This is a genomic window from Seonamhaeicola sp. S2-3 (assembly GCF_001971785.1).
Classification (GTDB): domain Bacteria; phylum Bacteroidota; class Bacteroidia; order Flavobacteriales; family Flavobacteriaceae; genus Seonamhaeicola.
Genome location: NZ_CP019389.1, coordinates 318,434 through 343,440, shown reverse-complemented (window position 1 = coordinate 343,440; position 25,007 = coordinate 318,434). Strand labels below are relative to the sequence as shown.

23 protein-coding genes are annotated in these 25,007 nt (G+C 32.5%); 14 read left to right on the top strand and 9 right to left on the bottom strand.

Annotation, left to right across the window (positions count from 1 at the left end; all coding sequences use genetic code 11):
• Window positions 1-12: 12 nt before the first annotated feature.
• Window positions 13-1,317 (top strand): 30S ribosomal protein S12 methylthiotransferase RimO, encoded by a 1,305-nt coding sequence (gene rimO / locus BWZ22_RS01670; protein WP_076697601.1) that lies wholly within the window; start codon window positions 13-15, stop codon window positions 1,315-1,317.
• Window positions 1,318-1,324: 7 nt separating this feature from the next.
• Complete coding sequence (locus tag BWZ22_RS01665) at window positions 1,325-2,014, top strand: peptidoglycan DD-metalloendopeptidase family protein (protein WP_076697600.1); 690 nt, start codon at window positions 1,325-1,327, stop codon at window positions 2,012-2,014.
• A gap of 303 nt (window positions 2,015-2,317) precedes the next feature.
• Here BWZ22_RS01665 and BWZ22_RS01660 read toward each other — a convergent pair whose 3' ends face one another.
• The 8 genes from BWZ22_RS01660 to BWZ22_RS01625 form a co-directional block, all read right to left on the bottom strand.
• Window positions 2,318-2,782 carry a hypothetical protein gene (locus BWZ22_RS01660; RefSeq protein WP_076697599.1) on the bottom strand — a complete coding sequence of 155 codons (465 nt, stop codon included), beginning with the start codon at window positions 2,780-2,782 and terminating at the stop codon, window positions 2,318-2,320.
• A gap of 1 nt (window position 2,783) precedes the next feature.
• On the bottom strand, window positions 2,784-3,215 hold the full coding sequence (locus tag BWZ22_RS01655) for a helix-turn-helix transcriptional regulator (RefSeq protein WP_198027638.1): 432 nt from the start codon (window positions 3,213-3,215) through the stop codon (window positions 2,784-2,786).
• Window positions 3,202-3,594 (bottom strand): hypothetical protein, encoded by a 393-nt coding sequence (locus BWZ22_RS16710; protein ID WP_198027637.1) that lies wholly within the window; start codon window positions 3,592-3,594, stop codon window positions 3,202-3,204. The genes BWZ22_RS01655 and BWZ22_RS16710 overlap by 14 nt, the downstream gene beginning before the upstream one ends.
• Before the next feature lie 258 nt (window positions 3,595-3,852).
• Entirely contained in the window at window positions 3,853-7,206 is a 3,354-nt protein-coding gene (gene secA / locus BWZ22_RS01645) for a preprotein translocase subunit SecA (RefSeq protein WP_076697596.1), read from the bottom strand.
• Between the two features lie 163 nt (window positions 7,207-7,369).
• Complete coding sequence (locus tag BWZ22_RS01640) at window positions 7,370-7,591, bottom strand: DUF2795 domain-containing protein (protein ID WP_019387375.1); 222 nt, start codon at window positions 7,589-7,591, stop codon at window positions 7,370-7,372.
• Window positions 7,592-7,743: 152 nt separating this feature from the next.
• Window positions 7,744-8,316 (bottom strand): cob(I)yrinic acid a,c-diamide adenosyltransferase, encoded by a 573-nt coding sequence (locus BWZ22_RS01635; protein ID WP_076697595.1) that lies wholly within the window; start codon window positions 8,314-8,316, stop codon window positions 7,744-7,746.
• 146 nt (window positions 8,317-8,462) lie between these two features.
• Entirely contained in the window at window positions 8,463-9,227 is a 765-nt protein-coding gene (locus BWZ22_RS01630) for an O-methyltransferase (protein WP_076697593.1), read from the bottom strand.
• 50 nt (window positions 9,228-9,277) lie between these two features.
• On the bottom strand, window positions 9,278-11,140 hold the full coding sequence (locus tag BWZ22_RS01625; protein WP_076702215.1) for an ABC-F family ATP-binding cassette domain-containing protein: 1,863 nt from the start codon (window positions 11,138-11,140) through the stop codon (window positions 9,278-9,280).
• A 127-nt stretch (window positions 11,141-11,267) separates the two neighbouring features.
• Between BWZ22_RS01625 and BWZ22_RS01620 the strand changes: the two genes are divergently transcribed.
• The 7 genes from BWZ22_RS01620 to BWZ22_RS01590 all read left to right on the top strand — a co-directional run bounded on the left by BWZ22_RS01620 (window position 11,268) and on the right by BWZ22_RS01590 (window position 18,506).
• Complete coding sequence (locus BWZ22_RS01620; protein WP_076697592.1) at window positions 11,268-12,068, top strand: polysaccharide biosynthesis/export family protein; 801 nt, start codon at window positions 11,268-11,270, stop codon at window positions 12,066-12,068.
• Between the two features lie 9 nt (window positions 12,069-12,077).
• Window positions 12,078-14,534: a polysaccharide biosynthesis tyrosine autokinase gene (locus BWZ22_RS01615; protein ID WP_076697591.1), complete on the top strand. Its 2,457-nt coding sequence runs from the start codon at window positions 12,078-12,080 to the stop codon at window positions 14,532-14,534.
• A gap of 20 nt (window positions 14,535-14,554) precedes the next feature.
• The gene (locus BWZ22_RS01610) at window positions 14,555-15,418 is read left to right on the top strand and encodes an ABC transporter permease (RefSeq protein ID WP_076697590.1); all 864 of its coding nucleotides are present in this window, start codon (window positions 14,555-14,557) and stop codon (window positions 15,416-15,418) included.
• Window positions 15,419-15,491: 73 nt separating this feature from the next.
• Complete coding sequence (locus tag BWZ22_RS01605) at window positions 15,492-15,671, top strand: four helix bundle protein (RefSeq protein WP_083692149.1); 180 nt, start codon at window positions 15,492-15,494, stop codon at window positions 15,669-15,671.
• 103 nt (window positions 15,672-15,774) lie between these two features.
• Window positions 15,775-17,025 (top strand): ABC transporter ATP-binding protein, encoded by a 1,251-nt coding sequence (locus tag BWZ22_RS01600; protein WP_076697589.1) that lies wholly within the window; start codon window positions 15,775-15,777, stop codon window positions 17,023-17,025.
• A complete protein-coding gene (locus tag BWZ22_RS01595) occupies window positions 17,015-17,671 on the top strand; it encodes a class I SAM-dependent methyltransferase (protein ID WP_076697588.1) in 657 nt (218 codons plus the stop codon). The genes BWZ22_RS01600 and BWZ22_RS01595 overlap by 11 nt, the downstream gene beginning before the upstream one ends.
• Before the next feature lie 523 nt (window positions 17,672-18,194).
• Window positions 18,195-18,506 carry a GIY-YIG nuclease family protein gene (locus tag BWZ22_RS01590; protein ID WP_076697586.1) on the top strand — a complete coding sequence of 104 codons (312 nt, stop codon included), beginning with the start codon at window positions 18,195-18,197 and terminating at the stop codon, window positions 18,504-18,506.
• Between the two features lie 422 nt (window positions 18,507-18,928).
• Here BWZ22_RS01590 and BWZ22_RS01580 read toward each other — a convergent pair whose 3' ends face one another.
• Window positions 18,929-19,678, bottom strand: coding sequence for a hypothetical protein (locus BWZ22_RS01580; RefSeq protein ID WP_076697584.1), 750 nt, complete (start codon window positions 19,676-19,678; stop codon window positions 18,929-18,931).
• A gap of 1,104 nt (window positions 19,679-20,782) precedes the next feature.
• On the opposite strand from BWZ22_RS01580, the gene BWZ22_RS01565 reads away from it, so the two are divergent.
• The 5 genes from BWZ22_RS01565 to BWZ22_RS01545 all read left to right on the top strand — a co-directional run bounded on the left by BWZ22_RS01565 (window position 20,783) and on the right by BWZ22_RS01545 (window position 24,985).
• Complete coding sequence (locus BWZ22_RS01565) at window positions 20,783-20,983, top strand: hypothetical protein (RefSeq protein WP_076697583.1); 201 nt, start codon at window positions 20,783-20,785, stop codon at window positions 20,981-20,983.
• A gap of 61 nt (window positions 20,984-21,044) precedes the next feature.
• Window positions 21,045-21,962 carry a glycosyltransferase gene (locus BWZ22_RS01560; RefSeq protein WP_076697582.1) on the top strand — a complete coding sequence of 306 codons (918 nt, stop codon included), beginning with the start codon at window positions 21,045-21,047 and terminating at the stop codon, window positions 21,960-21,962.
• Window positions 21,959-22,975 carry a glycosyltransferase gene (locus tag BWZ22_RS01555; protein ID WP_076697581.1) on the top strand — a complete coding sequence of 339 codons (1,017 nt, stop codon included), beginning with the start codon at window positions 21,959-21,961 and terminating at the stop codon, window positions 22,973-22,975. Before BWZ22_RS01560 ends, BWZ22_RS01555 begins: the two co-directional genes overlap by 4 nt.
• 247 nt (window positions 22,976-23,222) lie before the next feature.
• On the top strand, window positions 23,223-23,957 hold the full coding sequence (locus BWZ22_RS01550; RefSeq protein ID WP_198027636.1) for an FkbM family methyltransferase: 735 nt from the start codon (window positions 23,223-23,225) through the stop codon (window positions 23,955-23,957).
• Entirely contained in the window at window positions 23,957-24,985 is a 1,029-nt protein-coding gene (locus tag BWZ22_RS01545) for a glycosyltransferase family 2 protein (protein ID WP_076697579.1), read from the top strand. The genes BWZ22_RS01550 and BWZ22_RS01545 overlap by 1 nt, the downstream gene beginning before the upstream one ends.
• Window positions 24,986-25,007 lie beyond the last annotated feature (22 nt).

Here is a 25,007-nt window from a genome sequence, read left to right as displayed (position 1 = left end):
TTATAGAAACGTATGCGTACAAAAACTCTTAAAAAGAACAAGATAAACGTTGTAACCTTAGGTTGCAGTAAAAATGTTTATGATAGTGAAGTGTTGATGGGACAACTTAAAGCTAGTGGTAAAGAAGTTGTGCATGAAGAAGAGGGGAATATTGTTGTTATCAACACTTGTGGTTTTATTAATAATGCCAAAGAAGAAAGTGTTAATACCATTTTAGAGTATATGCAGAAAAAGGAAGCTGGTTATGTAGATAAGGTGTTTGTTACCGGTTGCCTTTCAGAGCGTTATAAGCCAGATTTAGAAAAAGAAATACCAGATGTAGATCAATATTTTGGCACCACAGAACTTCCTGGTTTGTTGAAAGCTCTAGGAGCCGATTATAAACACGAGCTTATTGGCGAGCGTTTAACTACTACACCAAAAAATTACGCCTATTTAAAAATTGCTGAAGGTTGCGACAGGCCCTGTAGCTTTTGCGCCATACCTTTAATGCGTGGTAAACACCGCAGTACACCTATTGAAGATTTAGTTACCGAAGCAGAAAAATTAGCTGCTAAAGGCGTAAAAGAACTTATTTTAATAGCACAAGATTTAACTTACTACGGATTAGATTTATATAAAAAACGAAATTTAGCCGAATTACTGGAGGCCTTAGTAAAGGTTGAAGGTATTGAATGGATTCGTTTGCATTATGCATTTCCAACAGGATTCCCTATGGATGTTTTAGATGTTATGAAGCGCGAACCTAAAATTTGTAATTATTTAGATATTCCGTTGCAACATATTTCTGATGCTATATTAAAAAGTATGCGTAGAGGTACTACTAAAGAAAAAACCACTAAACTTATAAATGAGTTTAGATTTAAAGTGCCAGAAATGTGTATTCGTACAACGTTAATTGTGGGATATCCTGGTGAAACCGAAGCAGATTTTGAAGAGTTAAAACAATGGGTAAAAGCTATGCGTTTTGAACGTTTAGGTTGTTTTACCTATTCGCACGAAGAAAACACACATGCTTATAATTTAGAAGATGATGTGCCCGAAGATGTGAAAATAGACCGTGCTAATCAGATTATGGAAATACAATCTCAAATTTCGTGGGAACTTAACCAAGCTAAAATAGGGCAGGAGTTTAAAGTGATAATTGATAGAAAAGAAGGGAATTATTTTGTTGGTAGAACCGAATTTGATTCGCCCGATGTTGATAACGAAGTTTTAATTGATGCCCGTAAAACGTATCTAAAAACAGGAGAATATACTACGGTAAAAATTATTGAAGCCGAAGATTTTGATTTATATGCTGAGGTTATAAGTTAGAGTAATCATGCAGTTAGGTGAATTTTCTAAATTTTTAAAAACACTTAGTTTAAAACCTATTCAAGTACTTGATGCTTCAATAGCGTTGTCAAAATATGTTCCCTTAAACCTGTCTGTAACTAATAAAAGTTTAAAGTCTGTTAATATTGCTTCAATTTCAGAATTAAGTCAGTTTATAAAACATAATATCCTACAGCAAAAAGGTAAAGTAGCGTTTGGAGGTTATTTAGAAACGCGTAATATTTACAAACGAAGTGGTCATTTTAAAAATGATATAACAGAAGAACGTAATATTCATTTAGGAATAGACTTATGGAGCGAAGCTACAACAGTAGTTCTTACACCCCTTGATGCTAAAGTACATAGCTTTAAAAACAATACTAATTTTGGTGATTACGGACCAACAATTATATTAGAGCATAACATTGATGGTGTTGTGTTTTATACACTTTATGGGCATTTAAGTTTAAAATCTATTGAAAGTTTAAAAGTTGGTCAGGTTTTTAAACAAGGCGAACCAATAGCAACTTTAGGAGATGAGACTGTTAACGGTAATTACCCACCACATTTGCATTTTCAAATTATTAAAGACTTACAAGGTAATTTTGGCGATTATCCAGGGGTTTGTGCTAAAACAGATTTAGATTTTTATTCTCAAAATTGCCCAGACCCTAATTTGATTTTAAAAATTAACTGAGAGTTTCGTTTAACGGTTTTGGCTATGAGTATTTGCGTGGGTTAGCTCTTAAATTTGCAAGTACACACCAAGCTGAAAATCCGAGAGGATTTTCAGAAGTAGGCGAAAACAAGCAATTACTTATAGCCATTGTGTCTGTTGCACAACCATGAATTCCGTCAATATGTACTTGTTATGCTATTTTTTGTAAAACATAACTAATTGATAAATGGGGCTTTTAATTATTTTTAATAATTCAAAAACTATCCATTTATTCCTGATGACGAGTTGTGCAACGCTTACCGGTGTTGGGCACTGGCTTTTTTATTTGTTATCTTTTTTTAAAAATACTCTAGGGTCAATTACAGGTAACATATATTTATCTTTATAAATAGTAGGACTTATTTCAGTCGCTAATAAAGCTCTTGCGTGAGAGTAAGCAATGCTAAATAACTGAATGACTAAACCATCAGGAAGATCAAAATTATTTTCACCTTCATTATAAACACTATCTAAACCTTTTACTATATAAACTGTTCTACCAGAATGTTCAACTAAAACATTTTCTTTTTCATTGTCAACTAATTGTGTGTTAATATCAATTATAATAGTTGATTTCTCTTTATCAATATTCAATGACGTGCTCGTGTTTAAAGCTAAAGCATTTTGGGTTTCAAATAATTGATTCAATCTTTCTATTTCAATGTCTTTAAAAGAGAATTTTAAAGAATGAATTTGAGAAATTCTGTATCCAATATTATCTTTATTTGTATTTGTTTTTTTAGCCATTTTAAAGTGCTAATTGTTTTGTAAATTCATTATTACTGTAAAGATGAATTATTTTACTATCCTTTTTATTCTTCGAGTAAACTTCAGAAAAGCTGTCATTTTCATAATAGCTTAAATCTTTTGTTTTATGATTATTAGAGTTTAAATCATCTAAATAAGAATTCTTATCTTTAAGTTCAAAAACTGGAAATTTATTAACCTTTAAAGCTATTTGAACAACTTTTTCAATACTAAAATTAATCTCTCCATCATTTAGGATTTGAGAAACTCTGCCTTTTGATATTCCAAGATGACTTGCTAATTCAGTTCTATTCATATTGTTATCTTCCATATATTCCAAAATAGCATTATAGAGAAAGCTATTTATACCTTCAACCCAGTAAGATGGTTGATTTAAAATTTTTTCGCGTATACTATCTCTATTTCTCATCATTATATTCTTTTATAATTTTCAAAATTGCTTTTATGTCTTTATCTTGATTATCTTTTAGTCCACCAGTTATTATGACTCTACCTGTTTTTTCTTCGTGAAAAAGATATACTCTAATAATATTAGATTTAGCTTCATATACTTTGCAGCTTAAGTTATGACCTTTAAGTTCTCTAAATTTTGTTTTTGGATATCTTTTGAGGTTAGAAGTTTCTTCAATAATTCTGAGAGCTCCAGCCAACTTGTCAAATAAGTAGCCATCTTTTTCAATTTCATCAACGAACGGTTCAAAAAGACTTTTCCCATTTTTATTTAATTCATAAACACTAATTTTTGTAGTGCTTGTAATATGCGGTGACAAACTTAAGGAAAATTTCTTCAAAATGTTTAGTTATAGCTAAATTATTAACAATTTATTATACCTGCTAAAATAATTATTAACTTTAGAATATTAAGATATAGTGTGATTTTTTTAGCTTGTGCCTAACAAAATCAAGATAAAATCAGTTTTAATTGAATTTATCGACTGTTAAACGAAGTTCGTGAATTTTTCTGACAAAGTCAACCTGTTATTAGAAGACATAAAAAAATCCCGATAGGTAATTATCGGGATTTCATTTTTATTTATGTAGTAATTTATTTAGTCCTCAACCAAAACCCAATCACCTTTAGCAATTAAAGGTTCGGCTTGTTTGTATTTTAAGGTTTTGTTTTCACCATTAATAACGTGTTTTATAGTAACACGGTCGTTACGTCCTATTTTAGGCTTGTCTCTCACTATGGTTTCTACTACTTGTTGTTGGCGTTGGGTATTACCAGCAGCTCTACTTTCGGCAGCGCGTTCATCTAAATTAGGAATTTCTTCTTTTGTGGTTTGTACCTTTTCTTGTTTTCTAGCTCGAGCTTCTTGAATGTTATCTTGTGTTTCTTGAGGTAATTCTCCTTTAAATAAGAATGAAATAACATCTTTGTTCACTTGGTCTATCATGGTTTTGAACAATTCAAAAGCTTCAAACTTATAAATTAAAAGCGGATCTTTTTGTTCGTGAACAGCTAATTGAACCGATTGCTTTAACTCATCCATTTTACGTAAATGGGTTTTCCAAGCATCATCAATAATGGCTAGTGTAATGTTCTTTTCAAAATCTGTGATAAGCTGTTTACCGTTGGTTTCATAAGCTTTTTCCAGGTCTGTAACCACATTTAAACTTTTTACACCATCGGTAAATGGTACTACAATGCGTTTGTATTTATCACGCTGATTTTCGTAAACATTTTTTATTACAGGGAAAGCAATATCTGCATTGCGTTCCATTTTATTACGGTAATGTTCAAAAGCGGCTTTATAAATTTTAGACGTTAATTCTTGCTCAGACAATTTACTGAATTCTTCTTCGGTAATAGGAGAACTCATTGAGAAGTAACGAATTAGCTCAAATTCAAAGTTTTTATAATCGTTAGCAGCTTTATTGGTTTGTGCAATACCTTCGGAGGTATCAAAAATCATGTTAGCTAAATCTACACGAAGACGCTCACCGTGTAATGCATGACGACGACGTTTGTAAACTACCTCACGTTGGGCATTCATAACATCATCATATTCTAGCAAGCGTTTACGAACCCCAAAGTTGTTTTCTTCAACTTTTTTCTGTGCACGCTCAATAGATTTAGAAATCATAGAATGTTGAATAACTTCACCTTCTTTCAATCCCATGCGGTCCATCATTTTGGCAATACGTTCACTACCAAAAAGGCGCATTAAATTGTCTTCTAAAGACACATAGAATTGTGAGCTACCTGGGTCTCCTTGACGACCAGCACGACCACGCAACTGGCGGTCTACCCTACGAGAATCATGACGTTCTGTACCAATAATGGCTAAACCACCTGCTTTTTTAACTTCATCGGTTAATTTAATATCGGTACCACGACCAGCCATATTGGTAGCAATAGTAACTTGTCCGCTTCTACCTGCTTGGTCTACAATTTCGGCTTCTTTTTTATGTTGTTTTGCGTTTAATACGTTATGCGGAATTTTTCTAATGCTTAGCATTTTTCCTAATAACTCCGAAATTTCAACCGAGGTTGTACCAATTAACACTGGGCGACCTGCTTTTGATAATTCTGTTACTTCATCAATTACGGCATTGTATTTTTCGCGTTTTGTTTTGAAAACTAAATCTTCGCGGTCATCACGGGCTATAGGTTTGTTGGTAGGAATTTCAACAACATCTAGTTTGTATATTTCCCAGAACTCTCCGGCTTCTGTAACCGCAGTACCCGTCATACCAGAAAGTTTGCGGTACATTCTAAAGTAATTTTGAAGTGTTACGGTAGCAAATGTTTGTGTAGCATCTTCAATTTTTACGTTTTCTTTAGCTTCAATAGCTTGGTGTAAACCGTCAGAATAACGACGACCATCCATGATACGCCCCGTTTGTTCATCAACTATCATTACCTTATTGTCCATCACCACATATTGTGTGTCTTTTTCAAATAAGGCATAGGCTTTAAGTAATTGATTTAGCGTATGGATACGTTCTGATTTTACACCAAATTCTTTATAAAGTTCTTCTTTAAGATTGGCTTCTTCTTCTGGAGGTAACCCTTGACTTTCAATTTTGGCAATTTCCATACCTATTTCTGGCATTATAAAGAAATTAGGGTCATCTTTTCCAGATAGGTAATCAACGCCTTTATCGGTTAATTCAATCTGATTGTTTTTTTCATCAATCACATAGTATAGTTCTGCATCAACCTTAGGCATTTCTCGGTTGTTATCTTGCATGTAGAAGTTTTCAGTTTTTTGAAGTAGTTGTTTTACACCTTCTTCTGATAAAAACTTAATAAGCGCTTTATTTTTTGGCATACCACGGAATACACGAAGTAGTTGGAATCCGCCTTCTTTAGTGTCTCCTTCTTTAATAAGTTTTTTGGCTTCGGCTAAAACCCCTGTTAAATATTTGCGTTGTACATTAACAATGTCATCAACTTTGGGTTTTAATTCGTTAAATTCATGATGGTTTCCTTTAGGAATAGGACCAGAAATAATTAAAGGTGTACGTGCATCATCAACTAAAACCGAGTCAACCTCATCTACAATAGCATAGTGATGTGGGCGTTGTACAAGGTCTTCTGGTGAATGTGCCATGTTATCACGTAAATAATCAAAACCAAATTCATTGTTGGTTCCGTAAGTGATATCGGCGTTGTATGCTTTTTTACGAGCATCGGAGTTTGGTTGATGGTAATCAATACAATCTACACTTAATCCGTGGAATTCAAAAATAGGAGCCATCCACGCGCTATCACGTTTAGCTAAGTAATCATTTACAGTTACCAAGTGTACTCCTTTACCAGAAAGCGCATTTAAGTATACGGGTAATGTTGCTACAAGTGTTTTACCTTCACCAGTTTGCATTTCGGCAATTTTACCTTGGTGTAGTGCAATACCACCAATTAGCTGTACATCGTAATGTACCATATCCCAAGTGATAGGTTTTCCTGCAGCATCCCAAGAATTTGCCCATATTGCATGGTCTCCATCTAGGGTTACATAAGTTTTTTCACCAGAAAGTGTTCTGTCAAACTCATTAGCTTTTACGGTGATTTCTGTATTATTAACAAAACGTTTTGCAGTTTCTTTAACCACAGCAAAGGCTTCTGGTAAAATATCGTTTAAAACCCCTTCTGTAACTTCATACACATTGTCATGAAGTTTATCTATTTGTTCATAGATATCTTCACGAGCGTCAATATCATCGGTGTTTTCTGCTTCTTCGGTAAGTTTATCTATTTGATTGTTTAAATCTTTGGTAGCTTCGGCAATTTTATTTTTAAACTCAATGGTTTTATTTCTCAGTTCATCATGAGATAATGCTTCTAGTGCAGCCTCAAAGGTTTTTATTTTTTCTACTATTGGCATTATAGCCTTAACGTCTTGTTTAGATTTGTCTCCTACAAATACTTTTAAGACAGAATTTAAAAAATTCATGATTTAATGTTTTATATTTACTAGGTTCTCCTAGGATTCTTAATTACTTTTTAATGTAAACAAATAAAGCAATCAAAGATACATTTTGTTATTATGTTTTGAGTATTACGGGTAAAAAAAAAGCCTCAAACAGAGACTTTTTAACTAATTTTTATGTTTTTATTTAATATTCATCTTCATTCCAAAGATAATCTTCATCTGTTGGATAGTCAGACCAGATTTCTTCAATAGAATCGTACGAATCTCCTTCGTCTTCAATAGACTGTAAGTTTTCTACAACTTCTAACGGTGCACCAGTTCTAATGGCATAGTCAATTAACTCATCTTTTGTTGCAGGCCATGGTGCATCACTTAAATAAGATGCTAGTTCTAAAGTCCAATACATTTCTTATACATTTAATTTTTTGCAAAAATAATTTTTTAGTTCAAACGTGCAAGAAAAAATTGCATTATTTAATCATTAATTAAAAGAACGTATTTTTTAATTGTTAAAAACGTTTAAAAAAATCTAGAAGTTAGTGGGGTACATCTATAAATTTATTTCTTTTCAGGAATCCATTTTACTTCATTTGCTTGTAAGTCATAAGTCAACTTTCGTGCCAACACAAAAAGGTAGTCAGAAAGACGGTTTAAATATATTAAAGAAAGCGAGTCTATAGGTTCTATTTCATTGAGTGCTGTGGCTAAACGTTCGGCTCTACGGCACACACAGCGCGCAATATGACAGAATGACACGGTTTGATGTCCGCCAGGTAAGACAAAATGTGTCATAGGAGGTAAGTCTTTATTCATGGTGTCAATTTCTGTTTCTAAAAGCGCAATATCTTCATCAGAAATTTTATTAATGTTTAAACGTTCTTTACCATTTTTTAAGATAGCTTTTTCTGGGTCTGTGGCTAAAATAGCACCAACAGTAAAGAGTTTATGTTGAATTTTAATAAGTATGTTTTTGTAATGCTGGTTAATGTCTTGGTCTCTAATTAAGCCAATGTGAGCATTTAGTTCATCAACGGTTCCGTAGCTTTCAATACGTATATGGTGTTTTGGTACTCGGGTGCCTCCAAATAGTGCTGTAGTACCTTTATCGCCTGTTTTTGTGTAGATTTTCATGTTCTGCAAGTTAATAAAGTTTTATGTGAAATAGTGAATAGTGAGAAGTGAAAAGTGAATGGTGAATGGTGAATAGTGAAAAGTGAGAAGTGAGATGTGAATGGTGAATGGTGAGTGGTGAGGAGTGAATGGTGAATGGTGAGAAGTTAAACTCTTATTGTAAAGTGCTCTTTTGCTTGTTCTTTTCTAAAAAAGACAAAACCCCAGTGAAATGTATTAATGGTAACGGTAACTTTTGGGTGTTGTTTTATAGTTTCCCATGCTTCTGTCATCTGTTTAGACCAATAAATATCATCAAAAATAAAAACTGAGTTGTTGTGGGCTTTGGGTAAAAGGGTTTCAAAATAGTGTAAGGTTGCTTCTTTTTGGTGGTTGCCATCAAAGAAAACAAAATCATATTTGTTGAGGTTTAATTTTTGTAAGATGTTAGAAAAATCAGCATTTATAAGATTTATGTTTTTGAATGTTTTTAATTTTTCTTTTGAAAAAGCGGAAATATTTGAACAGCCTTCAATACTTGTAATTTTTGCATCTAGATTTCCTAAACTCATAGCTTGAGTGGCAATACCTAATGACGTGCCTAACTCTATAATGGTTTCTGGTTGAAAATAGTTGGTTAGCCTAAATAATAGTTTTGCATGTTTAAGGCTAGAGCCAGATGTTTTAGCAATTTCAGAAACTTGTCGTTTGTTAGATTTAGTTTTTTTAGAGCCCGAACCTAAATCTGTAATTTCTATAACATGCTTGTTTTTTAAAAGACTTTTTCTGTATTTTTTTATCTGATTGTATGCTGGATAATCATTTTTATTATAAAAACATTTGGTAACTAAATTAAATACAAAAGGGGAGTGTACACCATGTTGGTTGGTAGATTTAATTAAGAATTTTATGTATTGAATGATTTGATACATTTAAGTTCCAAGTTCCAAGTTTAAAGCTATAAGTTCAAAGTTTATTAGTGTTAGCCTTCTAATTTTTCAGAGAGTTCAAACCAACGTTCTTCTTTAGCTTCAATGGTGTCTATAATTTTTTGAAGTTCATCAGACAAGGTATTTATCTCTTCCTGAGTTAAATCTGGGTTTAGGAATTTGTCTTCTAATTGTTTTTTATCGTAAGCTAAAGATTTGAGTTTACTTTCAATATTTCTGAGTTCTTTTTCTTCGTTAAAAGATAGTTTAGAAGCTTCGTTTTGTTTCCAAGATTGTTTTTCTTTTTTATCTTCTGAAACTTTAGAGATTACAGGTTGACTGTCTTCATATACTCTGTAGTCTGTGTAATTACCAGGGAAATCTTCAATTTCGCCTTCGCCTTTAAATACAAACAAGTGGTCTATGACTTTATCCATAAAATACCTGTCATGAGATACTACTATAATGCATCCAGGGAAATCTAATAAGAAACTTTCTAAAACATTTAGCGTAACAATATCTAAATCGTTGGTAGGCTCATCAAGAATTAAAAAATTTGGATTTTGAATTAATACGGTGCATAAATACAGGCGTTTACGTTCGCCACCACTTAATTTTTCAACAAAATCATATTGCTTTTTTCTACTGAAAAGAAAGCGCTCTAATAATTGTTGTGCACTAATTTGGCGTCCTTTTTTTAAAGGGATATAATCACCAAATTCTCTAATAACATCAATAACTTTCTGTTCTGGTTTTATGGTAATGCCATTTTGTGTATAATAACCAAATTTAACGGTATCTCCTTTAACCACTTTACCACCATCTGGCTGTGTTGTTTGTGTTAAAATGTTTAAAAAAGTGGTTTTACCAGTGCCATTTTTACCAATAATACCTACGCGTTCGCCTTTTTTAAAGGTGTAATTAAAGCCATTTAAAATGGTTTTATCTTCAAATGCTTTAGATACATTATGAAATTCAATAATCTTGCTACCCAAGCGTTCCATATTGAGTTCTAACTGAACCTGATGTTCTTTTCTGCGTTGGTGTGCTCTGTGTTTTATATCTTTAAAATCATCTATTCTAGATTTAGATTTAGTGGTACGTGCTTTGGGTTGGCGTCGCATCCAATCTAATTCTTTTTTAAAGAGTTGTTTGGCTTTTCCAGTTTCAATGGCTTCACGTTCTATTCTAGCATCTCGTTTTTCTAAATAATATGAGTAGTTGCCTTTATAGCTGTAAAGTTTGCCTTCGTCTAACTCTAAAATTTCATTACACACACGTTCTAAAAAATAACGGTCGTGTGTTACCATAAACAGGGTTATGTTTTCTTTGGCAAAAAAGGCTTCTAACCATTCAATCATTTCTAAATCTAAATGATTTGTAGGCTCATCAAGAATTAATAAATCGGGTTTGTTAATTAAGGCGTTGGCAAGCGATAGTCGTTTTTTCTGTCCGCCAGAAAGCAGTCCTACTTTTTGGTTTAAATTTTCAAGTTTTAGTTTAAAAAGTATTTGTTTGTATTGAGTTTCAAAGTCCCAAGCATGGTGTTGTTCCATGTTTTCAAAGGCCTTTTGGTAGGCTTCGGTATCTTCTGGATTTAAAAGCGCTTTTTCGTAGTTTCTAATAACTTCTAAAATGAGATTATCGCTAGCAAAAATAGTTTCTTCAATAGTTAAATTGTTGTCAAGCTTAGGGTCTTGAGATAAAAAGGACACTTTAATATCTTTTCGGTAAATAATATTACCAGAATCTGCTTGGTCATTGCCAGATAAAATATTTAGAATAGACGTTTTTCCCGTGCCGTTTTTAGCAACAAAGGCTATTTTTTGATCTTTATGCACACTAAAAGAAAGGTTTTCAAAGAGCACCAATTCTCCGTAAGATTTCGATATGTTTTCTACAGTTAAATAATTCAAAACCTTTTTTTTTGCAAATAACGAACAAAATTCTATAAAATTAGGCATCTGTTTTATTATTCGTAATGAAAACCTATATTTGTGATATCTCAAAATCACTAGTTAGTGATAGCTCAAACCACTTTGAATGAAACATTACTTTTGGCTTTATATTATATTCTTTAGTTTATTGTTTTCTTCATGTATTACTAATAAAGATGTTGTTTATCTTCAAGAAAAAGGCACTTTAGCCAATGATTCTTTGCAAATACAAGCACTATCAAAACCCTATAGGGTTCAAGTCAATGATATTTTAAGTATTAATGTAAAAGCTTTAGACGAAGAGTTGGTTAGCATTTTTAATCCTGTAGAAACTACGGCTACTAGTGGCGGACAACAAGGGCAATCATCGCTTTATTTTAATGGTTTTACGGTAGATTTACATGGTAATATTAAATTTCCAATTTTAGGAGAAATAAATGTTTTAGGCTATACCATTAAAGAAATTGAGGCACAAGTAAAAGCCGAATTATTAAAACAGTACTTTAAAGAAACTGCTGAAATTTTTGTAACCGTAAAACTTGCAGGATTACGTTATACCGTAACAGGAGAAGTAGGCGGAACCGGTGTTTATACTTTATACCAAGATAGAGTGAATATAATTGAAGCCCTTGCTAATGCTGGCGATATTAAAAATACGGGTGATAGAACAGACGTTTTGGTTATTAGGCAATATCCCAATGGGCAACAAATTCATCATATAGATTTAACAGATGCAGCGGCTATGAAATCGCCTTACTATTATATACAACCCAATGATATGATTTTGGTGAAACCATTAAAACGTAAAGCTTTAGGAGCCGGAGAAACCGCTTCTCAAACTATTACCACTATAGCCTCTATATTTTCAGTTTTAGTATCTACTTATTTTTTAACTCGAAACCTGTAATATAAAGTTATGAATGACGAGTTTGAAATATCAGAATCTGGTTCAAATTTCGATATAAAGAAATTTTTATTTAGGGCTTTAAGCTACTGGAAGTTGTTTGTAATACTACTAGCTGTAGCTATTTTTTACGTGTATCAAAAAAATATAAGAGAAGAGTTTTCATATCGTCTTAGTACAAAAATTTCGGTAGAAGATGATAGTAACCCGCTGTTTACCTCTAATGCTAGTTTAACTTTTAACTGGGGCGGTGTTACTGCTAAGGTGCAAACTATGGTAGTTACATTAAAATCGCGTTCGCACCATGAAAAAGTAGTAGAACGTTTAGAGTTTTATAAAAGTTATTTAAAACAGGGGCGTTTTAGAAAGCAAGATATTTATAAATCGGCACCTTTTAGATTTCATCACGATTATAATTTTTCTCAACTTATAGGTGTTCCCATAAAAGTAACCTTTTTAGAAGCAGATACCTTTGAATTAGAAGTTGAATTTCCTGGTAATACGGCTTCAACACAAAACTATGTATCTAAAAAAATAAGTACGGTTGATGTATCTCCAGGTATTTTTAAAAAGCAATTTAAAATAGGTGCGCCTATTGAATTACCATTTTTAAAAGGTACTTTAGTTTTAGCAGAGAATAGAACTGTAAGTTCTGGAGCAACTTACTTTATTCAATTTAATAATTTTGATGGTGTAGTAGCAAGTTATAAAGGGCGTACTTCGGTTTCTAATCCTGCTAGTTCTCCCATACTCGATATATCTTTAATAGATAAGAATACCGAAAAAATAGTAGATTATTTAAATACGGTTGTTGCTGTTTTAAGAGAAGATCAATTAAACAGAAAAAACCAATACGCTACCAATGCTATTAAGTTTATAGATGAGCAGATTTCTAGAGTAAAAACCGAGTTGAGTAAAAACGCCGAAGATTTAAACGATTATAGAAAGAAAAACAAAATATTCAGTTTAGATAATGAAAGCGTTATATTAAACGAAAAACTTACCGAGTTAGATGCTGAAAAAGATAATATAAATAGGCAGCTTAATTATTACGCTAACTTAAAAAACTATTTAGCCACCAGCAGTTCATTTACAGAAATTCCAGCGCCATCTATAGCTGGTATAAGTGATAGTAATATTTTAAACAATGTGTCTAAAATTAACGAACTTTCGGTACAAAAGTCTAAACTTCAATATTCTGTACGTAGTGATGCTTCTATTTTTAATGATTTAAACAGGCAAATAGAAGGTTTAAAAAATGTATTACTTGAAAATATAAGTGCTGCTACCGATGTTTTAAAACGAGAGGCTAAACTAGTAAACAGTAAATTAAGTAGTGTAGAGTCTCAGTTTAGTAAATTACCAGAAGATCAACAGCGATTAATAACTATAGAGCGACAATACTCATTAAGCGAACAAACTTATAATGTGTTTTTAGCTAAACGGGGCGAAGCAGAAATAATTAAGGCTTCTAATGTATCGGATATTTTAATAATAGATTCAGCAAAAAATACAGGCGCTCAAGTATTGGGTAGAAACTTAAATATTAGGTATGTTTTTGCCTTTTTTGCTGCTTTATTAGTGCCGCTATTATTGGCTTTTGTTTTTACTTTGTTAGATAATAGTGTTCACAGTCCTATGGATGTTGAGCAATTGTCGCCCATCCCCATTTTGGGGGTTATAGGAAAAAATCCGTTAGATAATAATTTAATTGTTCATAGAAAACCAAAATCTGCCGTAGCAGAGGCATTTAGGTCTATTAGGTCTAATCTTCAATATTTTTATAAGTCTAAACATTTAGAAGGCGCTAAAACGCTTTTAGTAACCTCATCGGTTAGTGGAGAAGGTAAAACTTTTTGTTCTATAAACATAGCAACCGTTTTTGCATTAAGCGGAAAAAAGACCGTGCTTGTTGGTTTAGATTTAAGAAAGCCTAAGATTTTTGACGACTTTCACATAAAGAATGACGTTGGGGTTGTTAATTATTTAATTGGTCAAGAAAGTTTAGAAAAGGTAGTTCAAAAGACCGATGTTGAATTTTTAGATGTTATTACTTCGGGTCCCATTCCTCCAAACCCGGGAGAACTGCTTATTAGTCCTAAATTAAGTGAATTAATAGGAGAATTAAAAAAACAATATGATTACATTGTTTTAGATACGCCTCCTATGGGCTTAGTAGCCGATGCTTTAGAGTTGTTTGATTTTGTTGATACCTCTTTATATATGGTTAGGCAAGATTACACCAAAAAAGGGATGCTTAATTTTATAAACGAAAAGTATAGAACAAAACAAATACAAAATATTAGTCTTGTTTATAATGGCTATGACCAAAAGGCTAAATATGGTTATGGTTACGGTTATGGTTACGGCTATGGCTATGGTTATGGTAATTATGCTAATGGTTATCATGAAGATACTAAAACAAAATCAGGGTTATTAACTAGATTAAAATCAGTTTTTAAAAAATAAATTGCTAACATTTTAAGTTTTTGAGTAAGGATAATACAAACGAGTGGTTATTTACAATTTCCTCTAAACGCAAATTAATAGATTTAAATTTTAAGGAAGTTTGGAGGTATAGAGATTTATTGCTACTCTTTGTAAAACGTGATATAGTGACGGTTTACAAGCAAACCATTCTTGGGCCTTTATGGTATTTAATAGAGCCTTTATTTACGTCTATAATTTTTACATTAATTTTTAATAATGTAGCCAATATATCTACAGGAACGGTGCCTTCGTTTTTGTTTAATTTGGCAGGTATTACCATTTGGAACTACTTTAAAGTGTGTTTTATGTCAACCTCCAATACCTTTTCTGCTAATGCCGGTATTTTTGGTAAGGTGTATTTTCCGCGTATTATAGTGCCTTTATCGGTGGTTATTTCAAACTTATTAAAGTTTGGTATTCAGCTGCTTGTTTTTGGTTGTTTTTATGTTTATTACTACTATCAAGGAGCTGAAATTTCATTTAATAAACATACTTTTCTATTTCCTTTAATCATCATCATTATGGGTATGCTAGGTTTGGGCTTGGGTATGATTATTTCTTCATTAATAACCAAATATAGAGATTTAAGGGTGTTAATTGGGTTTGGGTTGCAATTACTCATGTATGTTTCGGCAGTTATGTACCCCGTTTCTTTTTTTAAAGAACAGCTTCCCAACTATGTGTGGATTGTAGAATATAATCCCTTAACTTTTGTTATAGAAAGTGTTAGGTATATGTTGTTAAGTACTGGTAGTTTTAATATTAACATGTTTATTTATACGTTGTCTGTCACTTTGGTAATATTTTTTATAGGTATTATTATATTTAATAAAACTGAAAAGAATTTTATAGATACGGTTTAGAGTAGTGAATAGTGAGTAGTGAATGGTGAGAAGTTAGTAGTGAGTGGTGAATAGAGAATAGTAATAGTTTGTTATGGATCATAAAGAATTGGATGTTTGGAAAAAGAGTATGGATTTGGTTGAGCTTGTTTATAGTTTAACTTCTCAGTTTCCTTCTGATGAAAAATATGGTTTGGTGAGTCAAATGCGAAGAGCTGCAGTGTCTATTCCTTCTAATATAGCTGAAGGTGCATCAAGAAAAAGTGATGATTGAAAGCAAAACATTGCTTTTAGGTTTTAGAAATTATATAGAAAATAAAAATAATTAGTTTTGATTTGTGACTATTCACATTTCACTACTCACTTTTCACTAAATAATGAGTGATATTATATTAAAAGTTGAAAATTTAAGTAAGCAATACCGGCTAGGTGTTATTGGTACGGGTACCGTTAAAGATGATTTAAAGCGATGGTGGTATGGTATAAGAGGAAAAGCAGATCCGTTTCAAAAGATAGGAGAAGAAAATGATAGAACTGCCAAAGCTAATTCTAATTACGTATGGGCCTTAAAGGATATTAATTTTGAAGTTAAACAGGGCGAAGTATTAGGTATTATTGGTAAAAATGGTGCAGGTAAATCTACGTTGCTTAAAATACTATCTAAAATAACAAGTCCTACAACGGGTTGCGTAAAATCTAAAGGAACTGTAGCATCTCTTTTAGAAGTTGGAACAGGGTTTCATGCTGAACTTACTGGTAGAGAAAATATATATCTTAACGGCGCTATTTTAGGTATGACCAAAAAGGAAATAAGCTCTAAAATTGATGAGATTATTGAGTTTAGCGGTTGTGAGCGTTATATAGATACCCCTGTAAAACGTTATTCCTCAGGTATGACAGTTAGGTTAGCCTTTGCGGTAGCAGCTTTTTTAGAACCCGATATTTTAATCATTGATGAGGTTTTGGCTGTTGGTGATGCCGAATTTCAAAAGAAAGCTATTGGGAAAATGCAAGACATAAGTAGAGGTGGCGGTAGAACGGTTTTGTTTGTGAGTCATAATATGGCAGCGGTTAAAAGCTTGTGTTCAAGAGCTATTCTATTGCAAAATGGCAATATCATAAAAGATGGAAGTGTTGAAAAAGTCGTTGATAACTACTTAAGTATGGATTCTCATATTTATTCGACGGAATTTGAAGTTTCACAAATACCTTTAGATAAACTGGTTTATATTAAAAAATTTAAAATCACTTCCCAGATTAAAACTGGAACAACTTTCAATTTTTATTATGAAATTGTTTCAAATGTGGAGAAGCAAGTTGATATTGCAGTCAGTTTTAAATCAAACCAAGAAGTACCTATCTACCAAATTTACAGTGGTCATACTAATGAACAGTTGGTACTGCATAAGGGAATTAATCGGATTACAGGTGCCGTAAAGGAATTACCTCTCATACAAGGTGATTATAATATCTCATTATGGATAGGTTCTGGAGCGATTACTTTTGATTTTTTTTCTTCTATATTACGGGTAAAAGTATTAGAAGGTGGATTTAAAAAAGAACATATAGCTGAGTATAGAAATTTTCCTGTTATAGCAAATGCAAAGTGGTATTTAAATGATAGATAAAAAATATATAACGCATCAGAGAGAACCGTTTTTTGATATAGCTAAAGAGCTTATCGAGACCGATAGTATTGTACTTGATATTGGCCCAGGAGATGGTAGTTTTGCAAAATATTGTAATAGGACTGATTTTTTTCTATTTGAAGGAAACCCTGATAGTGCTAAACGGCTTAAAGATAAATATCCAAATACGGTTCAGGGACGATTGCCACAACTTCCTTTTGAGGATGAAATGTTTGACGTAATACATATGAGTCATGTCATTGAACATCTTCAGCCACAAGAGGTATATGATACCTTAAAAGAATTAGATCGTTGCTGCAAGGTGGGTGGTGTTATTGTTATATCAGCTCCATTATTATGGAGTGGGTTTTATGATGATCTATCGCATATTAAGCCCTATCCGCCTGAAAGTTTTGTTAAATATTTAACCAAATTAGGACGAAACCCCACAAGAGCTTCAATCTCTGAACAATATTCTGTTGAACGGATACAATATCGTTATGGTCCATTAAATGAGAATATTAGATTTAGAAGAGAGTCTAAATTTGTACAAAAAATATTATATAAATTGGGTACACTTATTAGATTGTCAGAATCTTTATTTACAAAAACAGGATATACTCTGGTGTTAAGAAAATCTTCTTGATTTAATAACTAAATTTTGTGATATTATTTTCTGTTCTTATAGCTTATTATAATAACGTATATTTTGTTTGATTGGGGGGGGACTTCGATAGGGCTTCGACAGGCTCAGCCTGACAGTTGGACTTTGATGGGGTTTCGACAGGGCTTCGGCAGGGCTTCGGCAGGGCTTCGGCAGGGCTTCGACAGGCTCAGCCTGACATAGCTCAGTCTGACATTTGGGCTTCGATAGGGCTTCGACAGGCTCAGCCTGACAGTTGGGACTTTGATGGGGTTTCGACAGGGCTTTGACAGGGCTTCGACAGGACTTCGACAAGCTCAGTCTGACAGAGGGACTTTGGCAAGGCTTCGACAGGCTCAGTTTGACATAGCTCAGTCCTAAAGGCTCAGTCCTAAAGACTCAGTCTGATATGGTGAATTTGGTGAGGGAAATGAAACAATAAAATAAATAATTGGTTAGTTAAGTGTGTCAAGCTGAGCTTGACGAAGCTGAGCTTGACGAAGCTTATCAAGAAACGTAAAAAATAATGAAAAGTTTTTTTGTTTACATCGTTAAATGTAAAGATGATTCATTTTATACTGGGTTTACAAATAATCTAGAACGGAGATTATATGAACATAATGCGGGAACCGATAAAAATGCTTATACTTATAAAAGACGCCCTGTAGCGTTGGTTTGGTATGAAATGTTTACAGACCCTTCTCAAGCTATTATGTTTGAGAAAAAAATTAAAGGATGGAGTAGAAGAAAAAAACAAGCATTGATTGATGGCGATTGGAATCGGTTGGTGCAATATTCTAAAAATTATACGGAATATGGTAAGGGGGAAGGGGAGTAGATAAAAGAGGGGGGGACTTCGGCAGGGCTTCGAGGGGGCTTCGACAGGCTCAGCCTGACAGTTGGACTTTGATGGGGTTTCGACAGGGCTTCGACAAGCTCAGCCCTAAAGGCTCAGTCTGACAGTTGGGGCTTTGATGGGGCTTTGGTAGGGCTTTGGTAGGGCTTCGACAAGGCTTCGACAAGGCTTCGGCAAGACTTCGACAAGCTCAGTCTGACATTTGGGCTTCGGCAAGACTTCGACAGGCTCAGTCTGACATTTGGGCTTTGGTAGGGCTTCGACAGGGCTTCGACAGGGCTTCGACAAGACTTCGACAGGCTCAGTCTGACATAGCTCAGTCTGACAAGTTTGGTTTGATAATTATAATGCAAAAAACGGATGCTTGTGCATCCGTTTTTTTTTTTGGTTACAATAACACCTTTCTAAATAATTTCAATGAGTTGTAGTGCGTTGAATGTGCCGTTTCTGAGTGGGTATTGTACGCTATTAATCTCTTGAAAAAATGCTACTTTTAAAAAGAAAAAGTTTTGTCCGGACCCGGTTGCGGGTGTTGGTGGTGTTAATGTTACTGTGGTAGGGGTTCCGTTAATAGGTAGGTTTACCACGGGGCTTATTTGTAAGTCTTTGGTGTTGGTTTCTAAATCTAAATTTAAAAACGCACTACTAAAGCTTATGTGTGTAGCACCGTCAGGAACCATTAATTGTTGATTGGGGGTGAAATCTGTTATAATAATTTCACCAGAGCTGGTATCTAAACTGTATTCTGCTAGTAACACGCTCTCTAATTTGGCATTTGTATTAAAGTTGAATCCTTTTAACCAGGCTTTACCTAGGGCTGTTGAGAGGCCGTTGGCTACGTTGCGTTGGCCTCTAGCCGAAGTTAGATCTTCGTTTTTTACTTTACTGAGTACTTTGGTAAGTCTAGAAGTGATACGATTATCTTTTGCATCGGCCATAAGGCTGCTAATAGCTCGCCTTATATGTTTACCACTGGTAGCAGTATTACCAAATTCTGATAGGTTTTCGCGTGTTCTTGCATAATTAGGGTCGTTTAAAATACGGTTTTTGTTAACGCCTCCTTTGTTACGTACGTAGTATCCGTCTTTGCCTTTGTAGAAGGTTACATCTCCAATGGTTCCTTCTACTTTAAATATGGAATTGTATTTTGCCATAATTGATAATTAAACTTTATGTATAGCACTGATAATTTTTGGCTATACTGTTAAACTTATTTTTTTCGATTAAAACTTACTTTTGAAGTTTAGCGCTTACATGTGCACCTATAAGGCCTGGTTTCAACAGTTTTTTTAATTCGATGGTGTAAATGTATTGTGAAAATGAACTGCTATTTTTTTTAGTTCTGGTTTGTGGCGGTTTAAGAGGTTTATTTCTTGTTTTTCATTTTTTCTTCTTTTTAAGGGTTTAAAAGTTCCTTTTTGTTCCGTGTTATTTGTGTAAGTGTTTGATTTTTAAGTTTTTAAAATAAGTGTTTTTTGATGTCCTTTTTTTTAAAATGCCTTTGTGTTTATTTAATATGGCTTTATAGGATTACCATAGGACATCCATAGGACATCCATAGGACATCTATAGGACATCTATAGGAGTGAATGGTGAGTGGTGAGTGGTGAGAAGTGAGTGGTGAATAGTGAATGGTGAGAGGTGAGAGGTGAGAGGTGAGGAGTGATTAGTGAGTGGTGAGAGGTGAGAAGTGAGAGGTGAGGAGTGAATGGTGAGAGGTGAGAAGTGAGTGGTGAATGGTGAGTGGTGATTAGTGAGTGGTGAGAAGTGAGAAGTGAGAGGTGAGGAGTGAGGAGTGAGGAGTGAGGAGTGAGGAGTGAGGAGTGAGGAGTGAGGAGTGATTAGTGAGTGGTGAGAAGTGAGAGGTGAGGAGTGAATGGTGAATGGTGAATAGTGAATGGTGAGTGGTGAATGGTGAGAGGTGAGGAGTGAATGGTGAATGGTGAGAGGTGAGGAGTGAATGGTGAATGGTGAGTGGTGAATGGTGAGAGGTGAGAAGTGAGTGGTGAGAAGTGAGAGGTGAGAAGTGAGAGGGGGATGGGGTGAGTAATCTCAGTTTTAAAAGATTGGTTATAAAGGTTTTGTGTGAGTTCTTTTTTGAATTTTTTATTTAAAAAATTATTGACTTTTTATTGTTTATAAGTTTTTAATGTATTGATAAACAATTGGTTGTGTGTATTCTTGTTAATAGTTGCTAATAAGTTGTTACGAAAGCATTAATATCATGTATTATTTTTGTAAGACATTGAAACTAGACTGTGCGTTTATACTTATATAGAGAACATATAGAGCGTTTAAATGAGGTAAGTGATAAGGGAGCCCTAAAAATCATGAAAGATATTAGGGAAGAATATAACTTGCCTCATACCCGCTATATAAGTATAAAAGCGTATTGTGATTATTTTATGTTAGACCGTGAAGATGTATGGGCGTGTTTAGAGCATACTAAAGCTAGTTAAGGTTATATATTCTATTAAATTTTTAATTATAATTTATATTTTAGCAAGATACGTATTGCTTATGCATGAACCTCTGTTTTCTATTCTCATAGCCCATTATAATAACGGACATTTTTTTAAGGATTGCTATAAAAGTATCGTGTCACAAACTTATAGCCATTGGGAGGCTATTATTGTTGATGATGCTTCAACAGATGATTCTATTGAAATTATTAATAATTTGATAAAAGGTGATGATAGGTTTACATTATATTTAAATGAAACCAATAAAGGCTGTGGTTATACTAAGCATGCGTGTGCAACTTTTGCAAAAGGTGAATTGTTGGGTTTTTTAGATCCTGATGATGCCTTGGTTCCAGATGCTTTGGCGGTTATGGTTAAGGCACACCTTAAAAATAAAGATGTTGCTATAGTTACCTCAAAATATGAGTTTGTTGATTTAGAAATGAATTTTACTAAACCAAGTCTTTATGGAAGTAACATTCCTAAAGGAAAATCGTATTTAACCTATGCTAAGGGAGCACTAACTCATTTTGCTACTTTTAAACAAGAAGCATATACACAATCTGGAGGCATAAATCCTTTTATGAAACGGGCAGTTGATCAAGATTTGTATTACAAACTAGAAGAACAGGGTAAGCATTTGTTTTTAGATAAGGTTTTGTATCGCTATAGAGTGCATGAACATAGTATTTCAAATAATGAGAACCTTTATAAAGCCGAATATTGGCATTTTTATGCCATAGTTAATGCCTATAAACGACGGAAAAAGCTGCGCCTTAAAATTGATAACTTTTCTAAAAGTTATATAAAGACATTAGCTTCTAATTATTACATAAAACGGTTTGAACGTCTTAAATTTTCTAATAAAAAATGTTCTCAATACTATTTGTTATACAAGGCTTTTATAGCGTATCCATTCCATAAGTTGCCGTTTAAAATAAAAAGTTTAATAGTTTTAATATTGGGCAGGATATGAAAACACCCTTAATATCTGTTGTACTTCCTGTTTATAACGTTGCGCCTTTTATAAAGGAAGCTTTAGATTCTGTTTTAAATCAAACCATACAAGATTTTGAAGTATTAGTTATTGATGACTGTTCAACAGATGATACTTTAAAGATTGTTAAAGATTTTAAAGATGACAGAATACGAATCATTGAAAAGCAACAGAATAAAGGCCTTATTGATAGTTTGAATATAGGTTTTAAAGAAGCCAAAGGGCAATATATTGCTAGAATGGATGGCGATGATATTAACGTTTTAAATAGATTTGAAAAACAACTTAATGTTTTGCAAAATAACCCAGAGATAAAAGCCTGTGGGTGTTGGTTGCAACAATTTGGAAATGTAAACAAAACTATAAAGCATAAAGAGTTTCATGATGAAATTGTTGCTAGAATGTTATTACATTGTTCTATGAGTATGGGGGCTGTAATGTTAGAAAGAAAAGCTGTTAGTGAATATAAATTTGATACAAGTAGAGTACATGTTGAAGATTACGATTTTTGGGCAAGAATTGCTTGGAGTTGCAAATTTTACAATATTCAAGAGGTACTATATTATTATCGGGTTCATAATAATCAAGTAACACATGTTCATAAGGGATTCCAAATAAAAGCCGACATTCCAATAAAATTATTTTTGTTTAAAAAACTTAAATATAACACCGAATTATATTCTGATAAATTAATAACTAAAATGTTGTTGTTAAATCAATACGTTGAAGTAGATGAAGTTAAGTTGTTTTTTGATTGGTTGAAGGCATTAAGTAAATTGAATATTAAACAGCAAGTTTATTCACAGAAAGAGTTATTAAAAGTATTACAGAGTATACTTAGAATTTCTGTGTTTTATTTCTATTTCAAAAAAAATGCTGTTGGTATTGATAAAAAATGGAGAAAACAGATGTTTTTTAAATTACCTAAAAAAGAAATGCTTTTTGTTATAAGATTAAAAGCTAGAGAAATTAAAAAGCGTTTGTTTGTGTAATGATTAAAAAGAAAAATACTTTTATAAACGGCAATTTGAGATTTTTAAGAGTAATTTCTAACATTTAAAAGAAAATTTTCTGAAATAATTAATAAAACCATAGCTTTTTTAAAACGAATTATAAAACCAATATTTAAAAGAATTTTCAATAAAAATAGAAATGAGTAGATTTAAACAACTGAGAAAGATTTACAGGTTTTTTTTTCCAGATAATAGACCTCCCGAAGAAAAATTTAAGAGCTTTCTAATGAAGAATTCGGAAATAGCTAACTTTAATTATGAAAATAACATATATAATATAGACACTAAGTATGGAATTAAGTTAAAAATACGAGATTATCAACATAGTGATTATGATGTGTTTAGACAGATTTTTAATTTCGAAGAATTTAAAATAGTATCTACGTTAATAAATCTCAATTTTGATAATTCTGAAAAATTGGAAGTAATTGATTCTGGAGCCAATGTTGGCTATACTACATTGTATCTTAATAAACATATAAATTCAAAAGATTTATATATCTATGCTGTAGAACCTTCGCCAGAAAACGTTAACTATTTTAAAACTAATGTATTTGAATTAAATAACCTTACTAATGTTAAAATATATGATAAAGCATTAAGTCATAAACAGGAAGTTAATTATAACATATCCAATGGGTTTAGAGATGGTAAAGATTGGTCTATAGAAACAATAGAAAACTCTGAAGGAGAAATTGAAGGAATTACTGTTAATGAAATTATAAAGGAAAATAATATAAAGGTTGTATCCTTATTAAAAATTGATATTGAGGGTGCTGAACGCTTTATATTTAATAAAGAAAGTGATATGTCTTTTTTAAACAAAACAAAAATATTAGCTATAGAAATACACGATGAATATGATATCAGAGAATCAGTTTATGATATATTAAAATCATATGGATTCTTTATTTTTGAATCTGGAGAATTAACAATTGGTTTGAATAAAACATATATATAATGGGGAAAATGCCAGTAGTTTCTGTTATTATGCCTGTTTACAATTGCGAAATGTATATTGAAGAGGCTATTTATAGTATTTTAAATCAAACATTTGAAGACTTTGAATTACTTATAATAGATGACTGTTCTACTGATAAAACTAAAGACATTATTAAGCGTTTAGATGATAATCGTATTATATTCATTGAAAAAACAAAAAATACAGGGTATACCAATAGCTTAAACCATGCATTACAATTAGTAAGAGGTAAGTATATTGCTAGAATGGATGGAGATGATGTTAGTTTGTTAGATAGGTTTAAAGCACAAGTAGATTTTTTAGAAAGTAATGTAGATGTTGTTGCCTGCGGAACCATTTTTAAATATCTAGACACTGATACAGTTATTAGCTTGCCAGAGTATGATGATGAAATTAAACTAGCAATGCTAAAGGGTAATTCCATGGCACACCCATCTATAATGATGAGGAGTTCGGTTATTAAAGAAAATAACATAAAATACAATGAGGAAAGAGAACCAGCAGAAGATTATGATTTATGGGTAGAACTAATGGCATTTGGAAAACTTCATAATTTGCAGAAGGTTTATTTAGATTATAGAAAACATACTTCGCAAGTATCAGTAGTTAGAAGAAAGCAACAAAATGAAAGTGTAATAAAAACACGTATTAAATTACTTAAATACGTTTATAAAAATATGCCTCAATATCATGAAGAAAACCTAATTGAGATTTATAGGCAAGGGCAAAGAACTTTTGCAGAGGTAAAACAATACTTAGACTTTAAAAGAGAGTTTTTAAGTAAAAACAATGGTTTTTTCAAAAAAGAAGGATTGTTAGTTTATTTTGATAATGTAGAAAAAAAACTTTTAAAGAACTACCTATTAAAAAGAAGTCATTTTTCTTTTAAAACGCTTTTTGAATATTTAAAATTAAGAAATATGGTTTCCTATAGAAGTACTTTTAAAGAAAGTCTTAAACTTGTAATAAAGTCGTTTATGCTATATAAATATAGAATCTGTTTTTAACAGAATCTTTATTAGTATAAAG